This window comes from Vulgatibacter incomptus, assembly GCF_001263175.1.
In the GTDB taxonomy this organism is placed as follows: domain Bacteria; phylum Myxococcota; class Myxococcia; order Myxococcales; family Vulgatibacteraceae; genus Vulgatibacter; species Vulgatibacter incomptus.
This window is the reverse complement of the sequence record NZ_CP012332.1, coordinates 1,306,825-1,326,271: the sequence shown is the minus strand read 5'-3', so window position 1 is coordinate 1,326,271 and position 19,447 is coordinate 1,306,825. Positions and strand designations below refer to the sequence as shown.

The following is a 19,447-nucleotide window of genomic DNA, read 5'->3' as shown; positions in this document are numbered from 1 at the left end:
CTGCCCGTCCATTCACGACGCGGCGCGTCTCTATCGTACGATGGCCCCGTACGTTGGCAAGCGGATAACCCGAAAGGCTACCGCGGCTGGCCTTTCTCGAAAACGGTCCGCGCGCCGCGGGCGAGGCGTCGCCCCAGGATCCGGCTCATCTCGAGGGCGATGGTGGGGTTGGCCATGACCACCTGTGCGAAGGCCTCGCGTCCGATCGCCAGGAGCTCGCAGTTTCGCGTCGCCTTGGCGTCGGTCGAGCGGGGCGAGCCGGTGAGCAGCGAGATCTCTCCGAAGAACCCGCCCGGCCCGACGGCGTGCTCGACGCCCTCGATGCCGGTGAGGACCACCTCGCCCGAGAGGACGATGAAGAACTCCTCCCCCTGGTCTCCCCGACGGAAGAGGTGATCGCCCTCCTCCTTGCGAACGAGGCTGAGCTCGGACGCCAGCTCGGCCAGCTCTGCATCGCTGAGGGGCTCGAGGAAGTCGACCTTCCTGAGGCTCTCGATCATCGAGCGGGTCTCGGCGTCGGCGGTCGGCGCCGCGCCGAGGTACTCGACCGCCTTCTCGAGGTGCTCCCGGCGAGACGCGACCACCGCGGTGTGGCCCGCCCGCAGCACGGAGCTCCCGGCGGGGAGCTCGAAGTTCCCTTCCGGGTCGACGAAGCCCACGAAGACGCAGTCCACCGGAAACTCGGGATCCGCCCGGAGCTGGCCGACGGTCCGGTTCACCACCCAGGCGTTGCTCGCGATCGTGATCTCGAAGAGCACGACCTCGCCGCCGACGAGGGGAAGGGATCCCCCGAGCTGCGGAAACTCGATGGCAGTCGTCATCTTGGCGACCACCAGCTGCGCCTCGGCGATCACGTCCCGCACGCCGGCGAGGATGAAGGCTTCCCGATAGGAGTCGTCCAGCATCCGCACCATGACCCGGGCGTTGGAGAGCGACCGGGTGAGCATCGCGAAGGCCAGGTTCTCGGCGTCCCTGGGCAGGAGCCCGGCGGCGATGTCGGCGCTGTGGATGGCGGCCTGCTCGAGGACCCGCACGTCGCTGGTATCCCCCTGGATCGTCACGACGCCGACGTCCTCGAAGAGGCGCTCGCAGACCTCCCGGCTCCGGTCGATCACGGTGACGCTGTGGCGCTCGGCCACGAGCTGGGCGGCGAGGGTCCGGCCCAGGCGGCCGCCTCCGGCGATCACGATCTTCACGCCGTCTCTCCCCGCTGCCCCTCCTCGAGCTCCTCCTCGCCGGAGAGCGTCCTCGAGATGTCGAGCAGGCGCTCGTCGACCTCGTCGAGCAGACGCTCCGCCACCGGCTCCGCGATGATCCCGGAGCGCCGCGCTCCCACGAGCGCCGTGCGCTCGGCGTCGATCAGCCGGCGCCGGTTGGCGAGGAGCTGGGTCGCGCTCTGGGCGAGGTTCCGCTGGTAGATCCCGCGAAGCGAGCGCTCGGCGCCGGCGATCGTGACCTGGGTGTCGCTGCGGAGGACGTCGTAGGCCTGTCGCGGCACGAGCCCCACCTGCCGGAGCGACTCGAGCTCGGCCTGGGCCGCCCTCGCCGCGATCAGCCTGCCCTGCTCCTCGTCGATCGCCTCGGCGACCGGATCCCGATGGGCGAGCCCCAGCCACCTGACTACGCCCGGAAGCAGGAAGCCCTGGCCCACCAGCGAGACGAAGGTGACACCGAAGGTCACGTCGATGAGCACGTGCCGGTAGGGGATGCCTTCCGAGAGGCCGAGGGCGAGGGCGATCGAGAGGGCGCCCTTGATGTTCCCCGCCACGAAGACGTGCTGCCAGCGCAGCGGGACCGTCAAGGTCAACCGGACCATGCGCAGGAGGAAGAACGGGATGTACACGGCCGCCAACCTGCCCAGCGTGACGCCGGCGAAGCCGATCAGGATCTCGATGACGTGGCCGCCCAGGGAGGAGGGGCTGGTGGAGAGCCCGACGGAGAGGAAGAGGAAGGTGTTCACGCCGAAGGACGCGTATTCCCAGAACGAGCCGAGGCCGATCAGGCTCCTGGGCGTGAGCGCCTCGCGCATGATCGCGCCGATCGACAGGCCCGCCGTGACCGCGGCGATGGCACCCGAGACGTGGAGGGCGTCGCCGAGGGTGTAGGCGCCGTAGGCGACGGCGGTGCTCGCCATGATCTCCGCGAGCGGATCCTTCATCCGACGGATGACGAACGAGCCGGTCATGCCCACCGCCAGCCCGACGCTGGCGCCGCCGAACATGGTGAAGAGGATCTCGACGCCGATGCGGGGGATCGACAGCGGCTCGGTGCCGAGGACCACGGCTGAGAACGTGGTGTAGAAGACCAGCGTGACGCCGTCGCTGAAGAGGGCCTCGGCCTCCATGATCCCGGAGAGCCTGGGCGGCGCGGGGACCCGCCGGAAGGCGTAGAGCACCGAGACGGTGTCCGTTCCGGCGAGGATCGTGGCGAGCAACACGGCGGGGCCCCAGGGGAGGCGGAGCGCGAAGTGGAACGCCACCGCGGAGACGCCCACCGCGAGGAGCATGCCCAGGCTCGCCAGGAGGCCGACCTGCAGGCTGTTGAGCCGAATCGAGCGGATGTCGGATGTGATGCCGCCCTCGAAGAGGAGGACCGGCAGGCAGATCAGGAAGACGATCTCCGGCCGGAACCGCGGGACACCAGGGAGGATCCCGCTGACCGCGATGAGCATGCCGCCCACAACGAGCGCGACGTTGTACGGGACGTTGATCCACTTCGCGGCGATGGCCAGGGAGGTGGCCGCGACCAGGAGCCCGATGATGACGTTCAGCTCGATCTGCACCCGGCCAAGCTAGGGACAGCGGGAAGGCGCGAGCAACGAGGCCCGGGGCCGGTTTGCCGGGTTGCGGATGGGATCCGGCACCGGCACGGGGCATGTCGGGCAGTTCGCGCGGGAGGACCCGCGGGGAAGCGGCGGGCTCCTCCGGTTTCCAGCGGGGCGGGCAGCCTTTGCGCGCCCCCCGACGGTCGGCGGATGGTATCGTCCGCGCCGTGGCGTCTCTGCTTGCTGGGCTCGGTTCGGTCTGTCGCTGCGAGGTCTACAACGACCCCGGCGTGACGGCTTGTCGCTCGTGCGGCGAGACGCTGACGGCCGCCCTCTGGCTGGCCTCGCCCTCCTTCGACGGGCCCGCTTCCTCCACGCCCGGGCCGATGGAGACGGCCGAGAGGTCTGCGTCGACTCGGAGCGCGACGCCGGGGCCGACGGCGGCGGGCGATCCCGGGCGGCTCGCCACCCCCGGTCCATCCACTCCCGGTGAACGGACGGTCTTCCGCGGCTTCGGCGAGCAGACAGCCTTCCGGGAGGCGCCGCAGATCGAAGCGCCCGACCGGATCCTGGCCCGCCCCGCTCCCCTCCACACCCTCGGACCGGTGGACGGCGTCGATCTCCCCTCGGTGCCCGGGAACTGTCCGCGCTGCGGCCGCTCCCACCCGGCGAGGCTCCACTTCTGCCCGTCCTGCGGCATGAGGCTCGGGAGCGATGCCGGCCGCGCCACGAGACGCCCGCCTGCAGGGCTGCTCGCGCCCGGAAGCGTGAAGCTCGTCCTCCTCCGCGGCCTGGGAGCGTCCGGAACCGCGTTCCCGCTCCGCGAGGAGCACACCGAGGCAGGCCGCACGGTGGGCGCGCTTCGCTTCCCCTCGGACGACACCCTCTCACCGCTCGCGGCCACCTTCAGCTACCGCGGCGGGCGGCTCTTCGTCCGGGACGAAGGCGGGCCGTCGGGGGTCTTCATCCGGCTCCTCCTCCCGGAGGTCCTCCGGGAAGGCGCGTGGTTCTCGATCGGCGACAAGCTCCTCCGCTTCCTCGATCGGGTCCCCCCGCCCCAGCCGAGCCATCCGGCGCCCCGCCTGCTCGGCAGCGCGCGCCCGGCGGGGACGCTGCTCCGGATCCAGCTCGTCCACCTGGGCGGCATCCCCGGTCGGATCTTCTCGCGCCCCGCGCCGGTCCGGATCGGCCGTGCGCTCGGCGAGATCCTCCTGACCGACGATCCCTTCATCTCGGCGCGGCACTGTGAGCTCGACCACGATCCCTCGGGTGCGATCCTCCGGGATCTCGGGAGCTCGAACGGCTCGTTCCTCCGGCTGCCTCCGAACGGAGAGCGGGAGCTCTACCCCGGCGACACCGTGCGTCTGGGGAGGAACATCCTCCGCGTGGAGTGAGGTCAGCGTGCGCAGAATCGAACCAATGTGCGCAGCGGGAACCAGCGCGCGTTGACGGCGCGGCGGCCGGCCAGCTATGGCTGAAAGCCAACCGCCATCGTCCGAGGCCACCCATGATCCTCTGTGCCACCTGCGGCAAGGAGAACGCCGGCGAAGCCCCCTTCTGCCGATCGTGCGGACACGAGCTGCGCACCTCGCGCGGCCCGCGGCGGGTGGAGATCGTGCGGAGCGCATCGCCCGGCTTCGCCTTCGGTCCGGGGCCCGACGAGCGCACCTGCCCGGCCTGCGCCGCCTTGGTGCCCCCGGGATTCGCCTACTGCGGGAGCTGCGGCGCGTCGGTCCCCTCGGGAAGCCACGGGACGGCATCCGGCCGCCCGTCGCGCCTTCGGGCTCGCCTGGTGGGGATCGAGCCCGACGGATCCGAAGGGGCGAGCTGGCACCTCGACGGCGACGAGTTCCTCGCGGGCCGGAGCGTCGGCCCCGTGCGGCTCTCCGAGGACGAGTACGTGAGCCCCAGGCACTGCCGCTTCTTCTACATGGGAGAGCGGCTCCACGTGCAGGACCTCGACTCGCTGAATGGCGTCTACAGGCGGGTTCGCGGCGACATCACGCTGAACCCCGGCGACCACCTCCGCTTGGGCCGCCAGCTCCTCCGAATCGAGCCGATGGAGCCGGCGCCGCGGCTGACGCCCGAAGGAACGCGGATGTGGGGCTCGCCGGATCCGGGCTATCGCGCGCGGTTGATCCAGCTCCTCGAGGGGGGCGGCGTCGGCGAGGTCTTTCCCCTGGAGACCGGCGACAACCTGGTCGGCCGGGAGCAGGGCGACATCGCGTTTCCGGGCGATCGCTTCGTCTCCAGCCGCCACGCGGTGATCTCGGTGGCGCCGGACGGCGTGCGGATCCGGGATCTGGGCTCGTCGAACGGGACCTTTGTCCGCCTCACGGCCGCGACCCCTCTCGATTCGGGAGACGCTCTCCTCCTGGGCGGCCGTCTGCTCCGAGTGGAGCTGCGGTCCGCCTGATCCCGGGAAAGCGCCTCCGCTCGGGCGCCTTCCGGCCTGGACGATTACGCGGCCGGGCCGGAAGGTGCCAATGGAGAATGCCGCCGGCGATTAGCCGTACGACTTCTCTTTCTTCTCCTGCTCTTCCTTGCAGCGGATGCAGAGCGTGGTGACCGGGCGGGCCTCCAGCCGCTTGATGCTGATGTCCTCCTCGCACCGCTCGCAGACGCCGAACGAGCCGTCGTCGATCCGGGTCAGCGCCTTCTCGATCTTCTTGAGCAGGAACTTCTCGCGGTCCCGGAGGCGGAAGACCATCGACTGGTTGTACTCGGAAGACGCCAGATCGATCTCGTCGGGCAAGTCGTCGGTATCGAAGTTGGACTCCTCCATGAGGGTCCGCTTCGCGGACTGCAGGAGGCTGGTCCGCGACTCTTCGAGCATGGTCTTGAAGCGCTTCAGGTCCTTCTGGTTCACCGGGTCTCCCCCGCCCCCTTAGGGGCAAAGTTCGATAGGGCCTTCCTACTCCCGGGCCTTCCCCGAGAAAAAGGCCCGTTTCATTATCAGCGCCACCCTACCTCGTCAAGCGACGCAGGTGTCGGGAAGGACGAGGTTTTTGCGGCCGGGCCCAGCATCCTCTATCCTGCTCGGCTGGCCAGCAGGCGACGGATCGTGGCGATCCAAAGGAACGAAAAGAAGTGCCCTCTCCCGACCCCATCTCCCGCTTCGACAAGGAGCTCCTGCGGGCGGTCCTGACCCTGGCGTCCAAGAGCGAGGTCGATCACCTGCTCTTCGTGTCGGACTATCCGCTCCCCGCGGAGGAGCTCCGGAGCAAGTCGCTGAAGCGGAAGCTGATCTACGCGGTGACGAGCACCCCGCTCGTGGCGGATCTGGTGGAGGAAGGCTTCCGGGCGGTCCACATCCCGCCCTACGAATACTCGCGGATGGAGAAGCTGAAGGTCGCGCTGGTGGCAGCCGGCAACTTCCTGCACGACGGCGACATGGTCCTCTGCCTCACCGGCCACAAGCGTTCCATCGATACCCTGGTGCGGATCAAGGTCGGCGCGGAGGAGGACGACGCCGTCCCGCTCGAGTCCCTGCGGTTGCCTCCCGAGTTCGACCCCCAGGTGGTCGAGGCCGTGATCTCCCTCGCCCTGGCCGTGGGCCAGGAGGGATTCGAGGGCCATCCGGTGGGGAGCATCTTCGTGATGGGCGACTCCATCGCCGTGCTCGAGAAGTCGAAGCAGCTCACGATCAACCCCTTCCAGGGCCTGAGCGAGGCCGAGCGGAACATCCTCGATCCGAGAATTCACGAGGCGGTGAAGAACTTCTCGGTGCTGGACGGGGCCTTCGTGATCCGGGAGGACGGCGTGGTCCTCGCCGCCGGCCGCTACCTCCAGTCCGCCGGCGAGGAGACGCGGATCCCCCTGGGCCTCGGGGCCCGACACGCCGCCGCCGCGATCACGACCGCCACCACGAAGGCGGTCGCGGTGGTCGTGTCCCAGACTTCCGGGAGCGTGCGGATCTTCCGGGGCGGCGAGATCATCTTCGAGGTCCATCAGTCCCACCGGCGGATCTGAATCTCGACGGATCTTTCCACGGAACCGGAAGGCGCGCGGGACCGTGCGATGTTTCGGACTTGCCTATGCCCATGTTCCGGATCCGCCGCATCCACGACGATGTCCTCCAGAGCAACCGGAACGCGATTGCGCAGGTCCAGCACATCCTCCGGGCGCAGTTCCCCTCCGCGCCGGCCTCGGACTCGGAGAGCCTGCCGGAGATGCTGCGCAATCCCCTGAAATACCGATTCCGCTCGATCCTCTTCGTGGCGGACGACTCCCGCGGCCGGGTGAAGGGCTTCGGGCTCCTCCTCCACGCGCCGGACCTCGGCTTCTGCTTCCTGGACTTCATCTCGGCGGCGGCGCATCGGACCGGGAGCGGGATCGGCGGCGCGCTCTACCAGCGCCTGCGGGAGGAGGCGCTCGCTCTCGGATGCGACGGCCTCTTCTTCGAGTGCCTGCCCGACGAGCCCGCCCTCTCCCCGAATCCGGTGACCCGCGCCGAGAACGTGCGGAGGCTCCGCTTCTACGAGCGCTTCGGCGCGAGGCCCCTCACGGAGACGGCGTACGAGACGCCGCTCACGCCCGGTGACACCGACCCGCCCTACCTCGTCTTCGACGACCTCGGCAGCGGCAAGCCCCTGGCCGCCTCGACGGCGCGGTCCGTGGTCCGGGCGATCCTGGAGCGGAAGTACGGCGCGCTCTGCCCCCGCGAATACGTCGAGATGGTGGTCGCCTCCTTTCGCGACGACCCGGTGCGGCTGCGGCCACCCCGCTACGTGAGCGTCGCGCCGGCGATCCGGCCGGAGCCGGCGATCCCGGCGGACGAGCGGATCGCCCTCCTCGTGAACGAGGAGCACTCGATCCACCACGTGCGCGAGCGGGGCTACGTGGAGTCCCCGGTTCGGATCCGCTCGATCCGCCGGCAGCTCGACGCCTCCGGCCTCTTCGAGCCGATGTCGGTCCGCCACTTCGGCGATCGCCACGTGGAGGCGGTCCACGACCGCGACTTCCTCGAATATCTGCGCCGGGTCTGCCTGAAGCTGAGCGACCAGCCGATCTACCCGTACGTCTTCCCGATCCGGAACGCGGCGCGCCCGCCCCGCGACCTCGCCGTCCGCGCGGGCTACTACTGCATCGACACCTTCACGCCCCTGGCCCGGGCCGCGTGGCTCGCCTCGCGCCGCGCCGTGGACTGTGCGCTCAGCGCCGCCGACGAGCTCCTTCGGGGACGGCGGCTCTCCTACGCGCTGGTGCGCCCCCCGGGGCATCACGCGGAGCGGCGGTCGTTCGGCGGCTTCTGCTACCTGAACTCGACGGCGATCGCCGCCGAGTACCTGTCGCACCACGGCAAGGTGGCGATCCTCGACGTCGACTACCACCACGGCAACGGCCAGCAGGACATCTTCTACGAGAGGCCGGACGTGCTGACCCTCTCGATCCACGCCCACCCGCGGGAGGCGTATCCCTACTTCAGCGGCTTCCCCGAGGAGCGCGGCCGGGGCGACGGCCTCGGCTACAATGTGAACTACGCCCTCCGCGAGACGGTGGACGGGACGGGATTCCGGCTGGTCCTGGAGCGGGCGCTCCGGCGGATCCGCGGCCATCGGCCTGCGTTCCTCGTGGTGGCGCTCGGCCTCGACACGGCGAAGGGCGATCCCACCGGCTCCTGGGCGCTGGGCGCCAAGGACTTCGAGGCGAACGGCAGGATGATCGGCGTGCTGGGCATCCCCACCGTGGTCGTCCAGGAGGGCGGCTACGACACCCGCGTGCTCGGGACGAACGCGAGGCGGTTCTTCTCCGGCTTGTGGGCGGGCGCTCACGCCGGGCAGGAGGCCTCTCGGAAGCCCGCGCATGGCGCCGCGGCGAATCGGCCCACCGAGACGAATCGGCGCTGAGCTCGACCCCCAACCGAAAGTGAAGGCCTAGGCGACCCGAAGTCGACGGCCGGCGGAGCACTCCTTCCGGAGCGGGCAGCGCAGGCAGTGCTCGGTCACGCGACGGGCGGGACAGGCTCCGCTCATCCCGAGGTGGCAGAGGGCGAAGTCGTAGCGGACCGGATCGTCGGGATCGACGAGGCGCAGCGACGCGGTGATCTCCTCCGAGGTGCGCCACGAGAGATCGTTTCGCGAGGTGAGCCCGAGCAGTCGCGCGATCCGCATGATGTGGGTGTCGACCGGCATCAGGAGCGCGGAGCGAGGCACGAGACCCTCCCACGCGCCGAGGTCCACGTCGTCGCGGCGGACCATCCACCGGAGGTAGAGCAGGAGCCTCTTGCACGCGCCGCCCTTCGCGGGATGGGCGAGGAGGTGCTCGAGGGCGCGGGTGGGCCCCATGTGCCCGGCGACCCGCGCCGCCCCCTCCTCCCGAATCGCCAGAGAGAATGCCGAGAGCGCGGGACGGAGCTCGCCCCCGGATCGCGCGAGCTCTCCGGCGAAGAAGCGGCCGAGGGAGCCGTGCCGCCGGACGAAGGCGCCGGCGCCGGCGAGCAGCGCGCCGAGGTCGGCGGGGAGGTTGAAACGGTAGGAGAAGCCCGCGAAGAGGTGGCCGTCCCTGGCCGGATCGAAGTCGCGGACGAAGGCGGCGGGCGAGCCGCCCAGGATCTCGAGGATCCCGAAGAGCTTGGGCCGGAAGAGATCGGCCCTGCCGTAGGCCAGGCCCGCGGAGACGAGGCCGACCACCTCCTGATCGGCCGGATCGGAGAAGCGCCTCGGGAGCTCGACCGGATCGAAGCCCACGCGCGCCTTCCCGTCGAAAGCGTCCAGGTAGGGATCGAGGACGGCCTTGAGCCGTGGTGCGCGGGAGGCGGAGAGCATCTATCGCTCCTCGCGCTCCGCGATCTCGGCGAAGAGGATCCCGCCCTCCTCCACCACCCGGAACGCCTGCTGGTCGCCGCAGATCTCCGGGGCGACGAGGTTCTTTCCGGTCTCCAGATCGAAGCCGATCTCGTGGCAGGGGCAGACGACCATGGGCCGCCCCTCCCGGCGCTCGATCCATCCGGCGGAGAGCAGGCAGCCGGCGTGGTTGCACCAATCGTCGACCGCCAGGTAGGCGCCGTCCACCTTCGCCAGGCAGACGAGCCGCCCGCCTTCCGGCTCGTAGCCTCTCAGCTCACCCTCCGCGAGGTCGGGCGTTCCCAGCCGTACGAGCGTCGAATTCGTTGCCATCCGGACATTGTAGCCGTGGAACCCGGACTTCTCCGTCCAATTCTGGCCGATGGAAGGCCGAGGCCCCGCTCGCTCCCGAGCCGGTCTGGCCCCTCGCCGACTTCCACCCCTGCCCGATCGAGGTCATCTTTCGGGTGCTGGGGGAATCGGAGGGATTGCCATGTCGCCGATCGGCGCGCGCATCGCGAACATCGTCCTTGGAATCTGGCTGTTCATCTCGGCCTTCATCTGGCCGCACGGCCCGGCGCAGCTCAGCAACACGTGGATCATCGGTATCGCCACCGTCGTCGTCGCCTCGATCGCCCTCGCGGTGCCAGGCGCGAAATACGTCAACACCGCGTTGGCCATCTGGCTCTTCATCTCGGTGTGGGTGCTGCCCGGCGCCACGTCGGGGACCCAGTGGAACAACGCTGTGGTCGCGATCCTGATCTTCCTCTTCTCGCTGGTGGCAGAGGGCCGTCGCCACCCCGGCGTCCTCGGCCATCACCGGAAGGTCCGCCCGGCGTGACGCCCCGGACGCGGATCGATCAGGGCTGGAGCGCGATCGACGGACCGACCGCTTCCGTCTCCGCGGCTTCCGGCGGGATCCCGCCTTCCCGAGCGAGCAGCGAAGCGTCGTAGCGCCGGAGGAAGGGCCACCAGACCACGGCGCCGATCGCCAGGTTCACGAGCTGGAGGATCAGCGCCGCCGGATCGCCTCCGGTGGAGAGGAAGGCGCCCACCGGGGCCGGGAGGGTCCAGAGGACGTCGAGCCTCGGCCTGGCCACCAGGCCGGCGCTCATGGCGGTGAAGGCGACGGTCGCGCCGAGGATCGGCGTGAGCACGAAGGGGATCGCCAGCCGCGGGTTCAGCACGATCGGGAGCCCAAACAAGATCGGCTCGTTCACGTTGAAGAGGGACGGGACGATCCCCAGGCGCCCCACCGCTCGCAGCGAGGCGCTCTTCGCGCGAAGCAGCAGCAGCGCCGCGGCGAGCGTGCCGCCGGATCCCCCTGCCACACGAACCAGACGAAGAGCTCGCGGGTGGCCACGTGCGGGAGCGGTGCGCCAGCGGCCGCGGCGGACATGTTCTCGGTGAGCATCGAGAGCCAGAGCGGCTTCACCGCGGCCAGGATCGCGAGGGGATGGACGCCGATGAGCCACATGGCGCTGTCCACCAGGCAGAGCGCGAGCACGCCCGGGAGCGAGTCGGTGGCGCCGATGAGGGGCTGGACCAGGCCCGCGAGGATGCCGACGAGGTCGACGCCCGCCACGTGGACCACGAGCCACATGGCGGTCACGCTCGCGAAGCCGGGCACGATGGAGGCGAAGCTCTTCCCGATCGCCTCGGGCACCGAGGGCGGCAGCCGGATGGTCCAGCTCCGCCCTGCGACGAACCGCTGCAGCTCGACCGAGCCCATGGCGATCGCCAGCGCCGCGAAGAGTCCACCTGCGCCGAGGCGATCGGCCGCGAGGCCCCAGCCGCCGGCCTCGAGGGGCGCGGCGCCCACGGCGACGAAGAAGGACGCGACCGCGACGAGGGCGGCGCCGAGCTCGTCCAGGCCCAGGCTCCTCGCGAGCGATCGCGCGGTGCCGAAGCAGACGAAGACGGAAACGAGGCCCGCCAGCATCCGATAGGGAGCGAGGAGCGTGCCCTGCATCGGCGCCAGCCGCTCCTGCAGCGCGGGGAACGGCGCCTGGGCGAGGAGGAGGAAGGCCGAGCCGATGAGCACCAGCGGCAGCGTCGCCACCACGCCGTCGCGCGCCGCCGCGAGGTGGCGCTGCCGGGCGAGGGCGTCGCTTACAGCGGCGAGGCGTGTTCTCCAGGTCCCGAGGGGCGCCGCCTGTTCGATCATGGACGCCATGCTGCCAGGAGGTCGGCGTCTCGCGCCAGTCTCGAGGCCCGAGACGACGAACGGCGGCCCGTTCGCGAGCCGCCGCCGTCGATTCGATGGTTGTGGAACGCGCCTACTTCTCCGCGGACTTGGCGGGAGCCTGCTTCACGAGCTCGACGTCCACGGTGATGGAGACCTCGTCGCTGACCATCACGCCGCCCGCCTCGAGGGCCTTGTTCCAATTGAGGCCGAAGTCCTTGCGGTTGATCTTGGTCGTCGCTGTCCCGCCGAGCCGGGAGCCGCCCCAGGGATCCGTGACCTCCTGATCGAGGCCCTCCACGAGGAAGGTCACCGGCTTGGTGACGCCGTGCATGGTGAGATCGCCGGTCACCTCGAGCTTGCCAGGCCCCTTGGCCTTGGCGCTCTTCGACTTGAAGGTGAGCGTGGGGTGCTTCTCGACGTCGAAGAAGTCGGGGCTCTTGAGGTGGGCGTCCCGCTTCGGCTCGCGGGTGTTGATGGTCGTCGCGTCGATCACCGCGTCGATGGCGATCTTCTCGGGGTTCTTGGGGTCGTAGCTCGCGGTCCCGGTCAGCTTGCCGAACTCGCCCTGGACGGTCGACACCATCATGTGGCGGACCTTGAAGCTCGCGTTCGAGTGCGAGGTGTCGATCTGGTAGTCGGCGGCCATCGCGAGAGCGGGGAGGGACATCGCCGCGGCGGCCAGCACGCTGGTGAGGATCTTCGACATCGGGGGATCCTTTCTTGCTCCTCCGCCGGGGCGGAAGGGGCGTTCGGGGGATGGAGCAGTAAACCGGCGCCTTGGATGCGCGGCCCCGGATTTGGTCGCAGCCGCGCGCCACAATCCCCCCAGCGCGGTCGCCGGAACGACAACGGGCCCCGAAGGGCCCGTCGATGCGCAGAAGGTCGAGCCCGAGCGAAGCGGACTCGATGTGCTCCGCACGCCTACTTGCGGAAGTCGCTCTCGGCGAACTGCGGCTGCTGCGGGTGGTTCTCGCCCTGCTGAACTTTCGCCTTCGCCGAGACGGCCTCGGTCGAGTGCTCGGCCAGGCCGTGGAGCGGGAAGTGCGCGTCCTTGGGCTGCGAGGAGTCCTCGCGCTTCACCCAGGGATCCGAGGGGTACGACACCGCCGGCCCCTTGAGGAGGCGCTCGATCGGGTAGATGAAGCCCTCGCGCGAGTACTCGGGCGGCGTGTGGACGTAGGTGTCCATGCGGATGGCGTCCTTGGGGCACGCCTCCACGCAGAGTCCGCAGACGATGCAGCGGAGCTCGTCGATCACGAACGAGGTCGGGAACTTCTCGATCGGATCGTCGCTGTACTCGGACGCCTCGATGTAGATGCACTGCGCCGGGCAGACCGTCGCGCACATGTAGCAGGCGACGCAGCGGGGCTTGCCGTCGTCCCGGGGGACCAGGCGATGGAGGCCGCGGTAGCCGGGGGGATACGGGATCCGCTCCTCCGGGTACTGCACCGTGGCGACCGTGTTGCCGAGCTCGCGCTTCCGGTAGACCACCTCGGGGCTCGCGTCGCGGGCGCCGAAGAGGTTCTTGATGAAGTGCCGGCTCGTCACGGCGAGGCCGCGAAGCAGCTCGGGCACGAAGAGCCGCTGGTACCACGTGAGCCCAGCGGAGTCGGCGAACGTCGTCTCCGGCTGCTGGTCGTGGTGAGGATCGTGGGCCATCTCTAGACCGTCTCCAGGGAAAAACGAATCAGTGACCGTGGCCCGAGACCACGGGTGCCGCCGCGCCCTGCCCGCTGAAGCGCACCGAGGTGGGCCGCTTCACCGGATAGAGGGCGGTGAGGCCGATGAGGAGCACGAGCTCCGCGATGCCGACGATCGCGAGGGTGTCGAGGGACTGATCGAGGAGCAGGAGCACGGCGGTGACGACGATGTTTCCGAGGGCGAGCGGCAGGAGGATCTTCCAGCCGAGCGTCTGGATCTGGTCGTAGCGGAAGCGCGTCATCGTCCAGCGGATGGTGAGCTGCACCCAGCAGAGCGCGACCACCTTCAGGAGGAAGGTGAGGCCCTGCGCCACCGCGAGACCGAAGCCGCCGGCCTTCGCCGCGAGCCACGCGTCCACGCCCCAGGACGGCGGGAACGGCATGTGGAAGCCGCCGAGGAAGATGGCAGCCGTGACGCCGGAGAGCACCACGATCTCGACGAACTCGGAGATCATGAACATGCCGAAGCGCATGCCCGAGTACTCGACGAAGTAGCCGACGATCTCGGACTCGCCCTCGGGCGCGTCGAAGGGCGCGCGCTTCGTCTCCGCCAGCGAGGCGGTGAAGAAGAGCAGGAAGCCCATGGGCTGGAGGAAGATGCCCCAGGCCGGGAGCGCGCCACCGAAGATACCGGCGCTCTGGGCCGCGGTCATGCCCTCGAGCTGGAGGGTGCCGAAGATCATCATCGCGCCGACGAGCGACATCCCGAGGGAGACCTCGTACGCGATCATCTGCGCCGCGCCGCGGACGCCGCCCAGGAGGGCGAAGCGGTTGTTCGAGGCCCAGCCGGCGAGGGAGGTGCCGTAGACGGCGATCGACGCGAAGGCGAAGAGGAAGAGCAGGCCGATCTCGAGGTTCGGCGCCACGTGGAGCGAGACCGGGAAGGCGGCCGACACGCCCATGGCGGAGGCCATCCCCGCGATGCCCGGGAGCTCGGCGGCCGAGATCACCGGCGCCATCGGCACGACGGTGAAGAGCACGAAGACCGAGCCGAAGCCGAGCATCGGCGCCAGCGTGAAGAGGAGCTTCGACGCGTCCTTCGGGATGAAGTCTTCCTTCGTCAGCATCTTGATGCCGTCGGCGAGGAAGTGCGGCAGGCCCGCGAGGGACTGGTTCTTCAGGCCCGGGAGGCCGAAGCGGGCGCGGTTGGGGCCGATGCGATCCTGCATCAGCGCCGACCACTTGCGCTCGGCCAGGGTGAGCATCGACGCGATCACCATCACCACCACGAGGAGCAGGGTGATGGCGTTGGCGACGGCCACGCCGATGTAGGCCGCGTCGGCCCCGAGGGCCGCCTGGGCGACGACGCCGAGGGCGCCCGCCAGGAGGTAGAAGGCCGCGACGGCGCCGGCCATCAGGCCGACGATGCCGAGGATGATTGCCGAGATCTGGGCTGCACGCATGAGATCCGAGTCCTTCTACCTAGGCAGCCGACGTGCCGGCGGGGGTGCGAAGCGGAATGAGCTCCCGCCATCCCGGCGGGCGGCCGTCGACGGTGCCGCCGGTGAGCGGGGTCACGCCCTTGGTCATCGTGCGGGGAACCTTGGTCCAATCGAAGTCGCCGAGAGCGCCAGCGGGGAGCCTCTTGGAGAGCTCCGCGAAGGCCTCGCCGGCGGAGGCGAAGCGATGCGAGAAGCCGAGCTCGCCGAGGAGCGCAGCGGCCCAATGCCAGGCCGCCCGCGAGGCGCCCACGGCGGGGATCGCGGGGAGGAAGCGCTGGGCGCGTCCCTCGAAGCTCACGAAGGTGCCGTCCCCTTCCGCGTGGGTGGCGAGCGGAAGGACCACGCCGGCGGCCTTGGCCACCGGGGTGTCGTTGGCGGCGAGGGCCACCACCGTCTTGGCACCGGCGAGCCACGAGGCGACGGAGGCCTCGTCGGCGGGGACGTCCACGCCGGCGAGGAGCACGCCCTGGGGCCTGGTCTTCGTGAGGTCGGCGAAGGAGCGGAGCGCGAGGCCGAAGGCGGCGGCGGCCAGCTCGACACCCTTGCGGTTCGGGTTGCGATCCTCGCGGAGGAGGAAGTCGTCGCCAGCGTCGTTCGCGCGGCCCGAGACGAAGACCTCGGAGACCTTGAGCCCCTCCTTGGCGAGGAGCATCACGGCCAGCGCGTCCTCGAGGGAGAGCACGGGCGAGACCACGACCGTGAGCTGCTTCGAGCCGGCGAGCTCCCCCAGCTGCCGGGCGGCAGCGTCGAGCGCCTCGCCAGCCGGACGGACCTTGCCGCCGACCGAGGCCTCGTGGACCCGGTTCTCGTAGAGGCCGTGGTAGCTCAGCCGGCCGGTATCGCACATCCAGAACTGGTTGACGTCCTGGTTCTCGCGCGGGCGGTAGCGGTACGGCACCCCCTGGAAGTGATCCAGGAAGGTGTTGCAGCCGCGGGAGCAGCCCGAGCAGAGGGACGGAGTCGCCGTGAGGAAGTACGAGCGGGCGCGGAAGCGGTTGTCCTTGTTGAGGAGCGCTCCCACGGGGCAGAGGTCGACCACGTTGCCCGAGTAGTTGCTGTCCAGGACCTTGCCCGGGAAGGTGTCGATCACCTCGCGGGTGCCGCGGCCGAACACGCCGAGCACGGGCTCCTCGGCCACCTCGGCCATGAAGCGCACGCAGCGGGTGCACATGATGCACCGCTCCTGGTCGAGGACGATGAGGGGACCGAGGTCCTTCCTCTTGTTCTTGAGCCACTTGGCGCTGTCGAGGCGCGAGGGCTTGAAGTCGTACTCCTGGTAGTAGTCCTGGAGACGGCACTCGCCGGCCTGGTCGCAGATGGCGCAGTCCACCGGGTGGTGGAGGAGGAGGAACTCCTGCACCGCCCGCTGCTGATCCTTCACCCGCGGCGAGTCGGTGGTGATCTTCTGCCCCTCGGCCACCGGGATCTGGCAGCCGGGGACGAGCTTGCCCGGAGGCGCGTTCGACACCTCGACCATGCACATGCGGCAGTTCGCGGCGATGGAGAGGCCCGCGTGGTAGCAGTAGTGCGGGATCTCGACGCCGACGGTCTTCGCCGCCTCGATGAGGTTCGTGCCGGCCGGGACGCTGGTGGCCTTGCCGTCGACGGTGACGTTCACCATCTGGACGGGCTTCTTCTCGTCGCTCACTGCTCCACCTCTCCGCCGATCATGTTGATCGTGTCGAAGGTCGGGATGAGATCGGGGAGGATCGCCCCCTTCACCATGTGCTCGACGCCGCCGAGGAGCGGGATCCCGGGCGCGCGGCAATGCACCTTGTACGGACGGCCCGAGCCGTCGCTCACCAGGTACCAGCCGAGCTCACCGTTCGGCGACTCGGTGTAGGCGTAGCACTCGCCCTTGGGGATCTTGATCCCCTCCATGACGATCTTGAAGTGGCCGATCACGCCCTCGATTGTCGAGTAGACCTGCGGCTTCGGGGGCAGCGCATAGCGCCAGTCCTCGATCATCGTCGGGCCGGGCTGCATCTGCTCGAAGCACTGGCGGACGATGGAGTCGGACTCCTTCATCTCGTCGATGCGCAGGTAGAAGCGGTCGAAGTTGTCACCGTGGGTGCCGAGCGGGACCTTGAAGTCCATCCGGTCGTAGACCCAGTACGGCTGGGACTTGCGGATGTCCCAGTCGATGCCGGTGGCGCGCAGGCAGGGGCCGCTGAAGCCGAAGTTCACCGCGTCCTCGGCGGTGATCACGCCGGTGCCCTTCATGCGATCCAGGAAGATCCGGTTGTGCACGAGCATCGACGCGACCTCGTCGCGGAGCTCGGCCACCCGGTCGAGGGTGTCCTTCACCTTCTGGATCCAGCCCTCGGGCAGGTCGCGCTCCACCCCGCCGATGCGGCCGAAGGAGGTGGTGAGACGCGCACCCGTCAGCTCCGCGATCCGATCCCAGAGGAGGTCGCGGGCCTCGATGGCGTAGAAGAAGACCGAGAAGCCGCCGAGCTCCATGGCGGTGGCGCCGGTGGCCGTGAGGTGATCACAGATCCGGTGTAGCTCGGCGCCCAGGGTGCGGATGTACTTCGCACGCTCGGGGATCTCGATCTGCGCGAGCTTCTCCACGGCGCTCAGGAAGCCGAAGTTGTTGCAGAGCGCGGAGACGTAGTTGAGCCGGTCCGTGTAGGGCAGGCACTGCGTCCAGCTCACGTTCTCGCAGCTCTTCTCGAAGCCGCGGTGGAGGAAGCCGATCTCGGGATCGAGGTTGACGATGTTCTCGCCGTCGAGCTCGATGTTGAACCGGACGGTCCCGTGGGACGCCGGATGAGACGGACCCATGTTCAGGGTCATCGTCTTGGTGGGCAGCTTCGCCTCGAGCATGTCGGGGCGCGCCTCCACCGGAATGTCGTGCTGCTTCGCCATGAGTCTCTATGCCTCTTCGGAATCCGAGGGACGAGCCGCCTACTTGAGGATCGGGAGCTGGGAGGGACGCGCCACCGCCGCGCGGGCGGCAGGGCCCGAGCCAGGACCGGGTCCGGGGCCGCGGGTGATGTCGCGGACGTCCAGCTCCGGGATCAGCCCCTGGCGTCCGCGGAGGGGATAGTCCTTGCGGAGGGGGTGGCCCTCGAACTCCTCGTAGAGCCAGAGCCGCTTCATGTCGGCTTCACGGTCCGTGAACCGGATGCCGTACATGTCCCAGCAGTACCGCTCCCAGAAGTTCATCCCCCGGTAGACCGAGATCACGCTGGGCACCGTGGGATCGTCCTCCCCTACCCGGACCTTGATCCGAAGGCGGTGCTTCAGGGTGATCGAGTACAGGGAGTAGACCAGCTCGAACCGGGGCTTCTCGTCGATGTAATCGACGCAGGTGAGCGAGCTGGGCATCTTCAGCTCGAGCTCCGGATCGTCGTGGCAGAAGCGCATCACGTCGACCAGGCTCTCCCGCTTGACGACGAGGGTCTCGTCGCCGTGCTGGGCGTAGCCGTGGACGATCGCGTCGGGGAACTTCTCGGCGACGCGCTGCAGGGCCTTCTCGCTCACTTCATGCCTCCGGCCAGCAGGTCGCGCTTTCCGTCGACGGTCATCTCCGGCGGCGCGTGGTCGATCAGCTTGTGGGTCTGCGCGGAGATCTTCTCCTGCAGGAGGATCAGGCCGTCGAGGACCTGCTCCGGCCGCGGCGGGCAACCCGGGATGTAGACGTCCACCGGGATGATCCGGTCGATGCCCTGCAGCACCGCGTAGTTGTCGTAGAAGCCGCCGGACGAGGCGCAGACGCCGAAGGCGATCACCCACTTGGGCTCCGCCATCTGGTCGTAGACGCGCTTCAGGATCGGCGCCTGCTTCTGGTTGATCGTACCCACGACCATGAGCAGGTCGGCCTGCCTGGGCGAGAAGCGCGGAAACTCGGCGCCGAAGCGGGCCACGTCGTAGCGCGCGCCCGAGATCGCCATGTATTCCATGCCGCAGCAGGCGGTCACGAACGGGTACTGGAAGAGCGAATACTTGCGGGCCCAGCCGAGGCCGCGAGACACCATCCGCTGCAGGAAGCCCTCGGCCTCCTCGCGGCGGGTGGTCACCATGCCGAAATTCGAGGACATCTCTAGCTCACCTTGGACGAGGAGACGGGAAGCTCTACTCCCACTCGAGCGCGCCCTTCTTCCAGACGTAGATCAGACCCATGGCCAGCGTGAACAGGAAGCCGCTCATCGTCGCGAGGCCGTACCACGACAGCTCCTTGAACTGCACCGCCCACGGGTAGAGGAAGACGGCCTCGACGTCGAAGACGACGAAGAGGAGCGCCACCACGTAGAACTTCACGCCGAAGCGCTGCCGTGCGGATCCCGAGCTCTCCGAGCCGCACTCGAAGGCCTCCGCCTTGATGGCCGTCATGCGCTTGGGCCCGAGCAGCCACGAGAGGAAGGTGAGGAGAACCACCATCCCCACGGAGATCGCGAGAACGAGAAGAACTGGAAACCAACTGGAGAGATGCACCACGTCAGCCACCCTTAGCTCGCGTCGAACCCTTGGCCTGTTGCGAGGCGCGGAGGATAGAAATGGGCCGTATGCCTGTCAACGAAAATCCATTTTCGGACTAAGGGGTTGGACGCTCTCCAGCCCCT

Annotated in this window: 20 protein-coding genes; 5 read left to right on the top strand and 15 right to left on the bottom strand. The window is 69.2% G+C overall.

Features of this window, described 5'->3' with window-relative positions:
• Window positions 1–77: 77 nt before the first annotated feature.
• Both AKJ08_RS05350 and AKJ08_RS05345 read right to left on the bottom strand, forming a co-directional pair.
• On the bottom strand, window positions 78–1,196 hold the full coding sequence (locus AKJ08_RS05350) for an NAD-binding protein (protein ID WP_050725113.1): 1,119 nt from the start codon (window positions 1,194–1,196) through the stop codon (window positions 78–80).
• Window positions 1,193–2,782: a cation:proton antiporter gene (locus AKJ08_RS05345; protein ID WP_050725112.1), complete on the bottom strand. Its 1,590-nt coding sequence runs from the start codon at window positions 2,780–2,782 to the stop codon at window positions 1,193–1,195. Before AKJ08_RS05345 ends, AKJ08_RS05350 begins: the two co-directional genes overlap by 4 nt.
• A gap of 209 nt (window positions 2,783–2,991) precedes the next feature.
• On the opposite strand from AKJ08_RS05345, the gene AKJ08_RS05340 reads away from it, so the two are divergent.
• Window positions 2,992–4,158, top strand: coding sequence for an FHA domain-containing protein (locus AKJ08_RS05340; RefSeq protein WP_050725111.1), 1,167 nt, complete (start codon window positions 2,992–2,994; stop codon window positions 4,156–4,158).
• A gap of 113 nt (window positions 4,159–4,271) precedes the next feature.
• Complete coding sequence (locus AKJ08_RS05335) at window positions 4,272–5,180, top strand: FHA domain-containing protein (protein ID WP_082342738.1); 909 nt, start codon at window positions 4,272–4,274, stop codon at window positions 5,178–5,180.
• 90 nt (window positions 5,181–5,270) lie between these two features.
• Here the strand turns inward: AKJ08_RS05335 and dksA are convergent, their stop codons facing one another.
• Entirely contained in the window at window positions 5,271–5,633 is a 363-nt protein-coding gene (gene dksA / locus AKJ08_RS05330) for an RNA polymerase-binding protein DksA (protein WP_050725110.1), read from the bottom strand.
• A gap of 221 nt (window positions 5,634–5,854) precedes the next feature.
• Here dksA and AKJ08_RS05325 point away from each other — a divergent pair, with 221 nt between their 5' ends.
• Both AKJ08_RS05325 and AKJ08_RS05320 read left to right on the top strand, forming a co-directional pair.
• Window positions 5,855–6,736 (top strand): DNA integrity scanning protein DisA nucleotide-binding domain protein, encoded by an 882-nt coding sequence (locus AKJ08_RS05325; RefSeq protein WP_240475445.1) that lies wholly within the window; start codon window positions 5,855–5,857, stop codon window positions 6,734–6,736.
• A gap of 65 nt (window positions 6,737–6,801) precedes the next feature.
• A complete protein-coding gene (locus AKJ08_RS05320; RefSeq protein WP_205624770.1) occupies window positions 6,802–8,613 on the top strand; it encodes a histone deacetylase family protein in 1,812 nt (603 codons plus the stop codon).
• A 27-nt stretch (window positions 8,614–8,640) separates the two neighbouring features.
• Here the strand turns inward: AKJ08_RS05320 and AKJ08_RS05315 are convergent, their stop codons facing one another.
• Both AKJ08_RS05315 and AKJ08_RS05310 read right to left on the bottom strand, forming a co-directional pair.
• Window positions 8,641–9,531 carry a TIGR02757 family protein gene (locus AKJ08_RS05315; protein ID WP_050725108.1) on the bottom strand — a complete coding sequence of 297 codons (891 nt, stop codon included), beginning with the start codon at window positions 9,529–9,531 and terminating at the stop codon, window positions 8,641–8,643.
• Window positions 9,532–9,882: a Rieske (2Fe-2S) protein gene (locus AKJ08_RS05310; RefSeq protein WP_050725107.1), complete on the bottom strand. Its 351-nt coding sequence runs from the start codon at window positions 9,880–9,882 to the stop codon at window positions 9,532–9,534. It lies immediately after the preceding gene.
• A gap of 160 nt (window positions 9,883–10,042) precedes the next feature.
• On the opposite strand from AKJ08_RS05310, the gene AKJ08_RS05305 reads away from it, so the two are divergent.
• Complete coding sequence (locus AKJ08_RS05305) at window positions 10,043–10,390, top strand: SPW repeat domain-containing protein (RefSeq protein WP_050725106.1); 348 nt, start codon at window positions 10,043–10,045, stop codon at window positions 10,388–10,390.
• Window positions 10,391–10,409: 19 nt separating this feature from the next.
• Here the strand turns inward: AKJ08_RS05305 and AKJ08_RS05300 are convergent, their stop codons facing one another.
• The 10 genes from AKJ08_RS05300 to AKJ08_RS05255 all read right to left on the bottom strand — a co-directional run bounded on the left by AKJ08_RS05300 (window position 10,410) and on the right by AKJ08_RS05255 (window position 19,265).
• Window positions 10,410–10,880: a PTS transporter subunit EIIC gene (locus AKJ08_RS05300; protein WP_082342736.1), complete on the bottom strand. Its 471-nt coding sequence runs from the start codon at window positions 10,878–10,880 to the stop codon at window positions 10,410–10,412.
• On the bottom strand, window positions 10,766–11,716 hold the full coding sequence (locus AKJ08_RS05295) for a PTS transporter subunit EIIC (protein WP_169788749.1): 951 nt from the start codon (window positions 11,714–11,716) through the stop codon (window positions 10,766–10,768). Before AKJ08_RS05295 ends, AKJ08_RS05300 begins: the two co-directional genes overlap by 115 nt.
• A 112-nt stretch (window positions 11,717–11,828) precedes the next feature.
• Entirely contained in the window at window positions 11,829–12,443 is a 615-nt protein-coding gene (locus AKJ08_RS05290; RefSeq protein WP_050725103.1) for a YceI family protein, read from the bottom strand.
• Window positions 12,444–12,658: 215 nt separating this feature from the next.
• Window positions 12,659–13,396 carry a NuoI/complex I 23 kDa subunit family protein gene (locus AKJ08_RS05285; protein WP_082342734.1) on the bottom strand — a complete coding sequence of 246 codons (738 nt, stop codon included), beginning with the start codon at window positions 13,394–13,396 and terminating at the stop codon, window positions 12,659–12,661.
• Between the two features lie 28 nt (window positions 13,397–13,424).
• The gene (locus AKJ08_RS05280) at window positions 13,425–14,840 is read right to left on the bottom strand and encodes a complex I subunit 1/NuoH family protein (RefSeq protein WP_050725102.1); all 1,416 of its coding nucleotides are present in this window, start codon (window positions 14,838–14,840) and stop codon (window positions 13,425–13,427) included.
• 19 nt (window positions 14,841–14,859) lie between these two features.
• A complete protein-coding gene (locus tag AKJ08_RS05275; RefSeq protein WP_240475443.1) occupies window positions 14,860–16,527 on the bottom strand; it encodes an NADH-quinone oxidoreductase subunit G in 1,668 nt (555 codons plus the stop codon).
• Entirely contained in the window at window positions 16,524–17,750 is a 1,227-nt protein-coding gene (locus AKJ08_RS05270) for an NADH-quinone oxidoreductase subunit D (protein WP_050725101.1), read from the bottom strand. Before AKJ08_RS05270 ends, AKJ08_RS05275 begins: the two co-directional genes overlap by 4 nt.
• Window positions 17,751–17,789: 39 nt before the next feature.
• On the bottom strand, window positions 17,790–18,368 hold the full coding sequence (locus AKJ08_RS05265; RefSeq protein WP_082342732.1) for an NADH-quinone oxidoreductase subunit C: 579 nt from the start codon (window positions 18,366–18,368) through the stop codon (window positions 17,790–17,792).
• Entirely contained in the window at window positions 18,365–18,925 is a 561-nt protein-coding gene (locus AKJ08_RS05260; protein ID WP_050725100.1) for an NADH-quinone oxidoreductase subunit B, read from the bottom strand. Before AKJ08_RS05260 ends, AKJ08_RS05265 begins: the two co-directional genes overlap by 4 nt.
• A 34-nt stretch (window positions 18,926–18,959) precedes the next feature.
• Window positions 18,960–19,265 carry an NADH-quinone oxidoreductase subunit A gene (locus AKJ08_RS05255; protein WP_050725099.1) on the bottom strand — a complete coding sequence of 102 codons (306 nt, stop codon included), beginning with the start codon at window positions 19,263–19,265 and terminating at the stop codon, window positions 18,960–18,962.
• Between the last annotated feature and the right edge of the window lie 182 nt (window positions 19,266–19,447).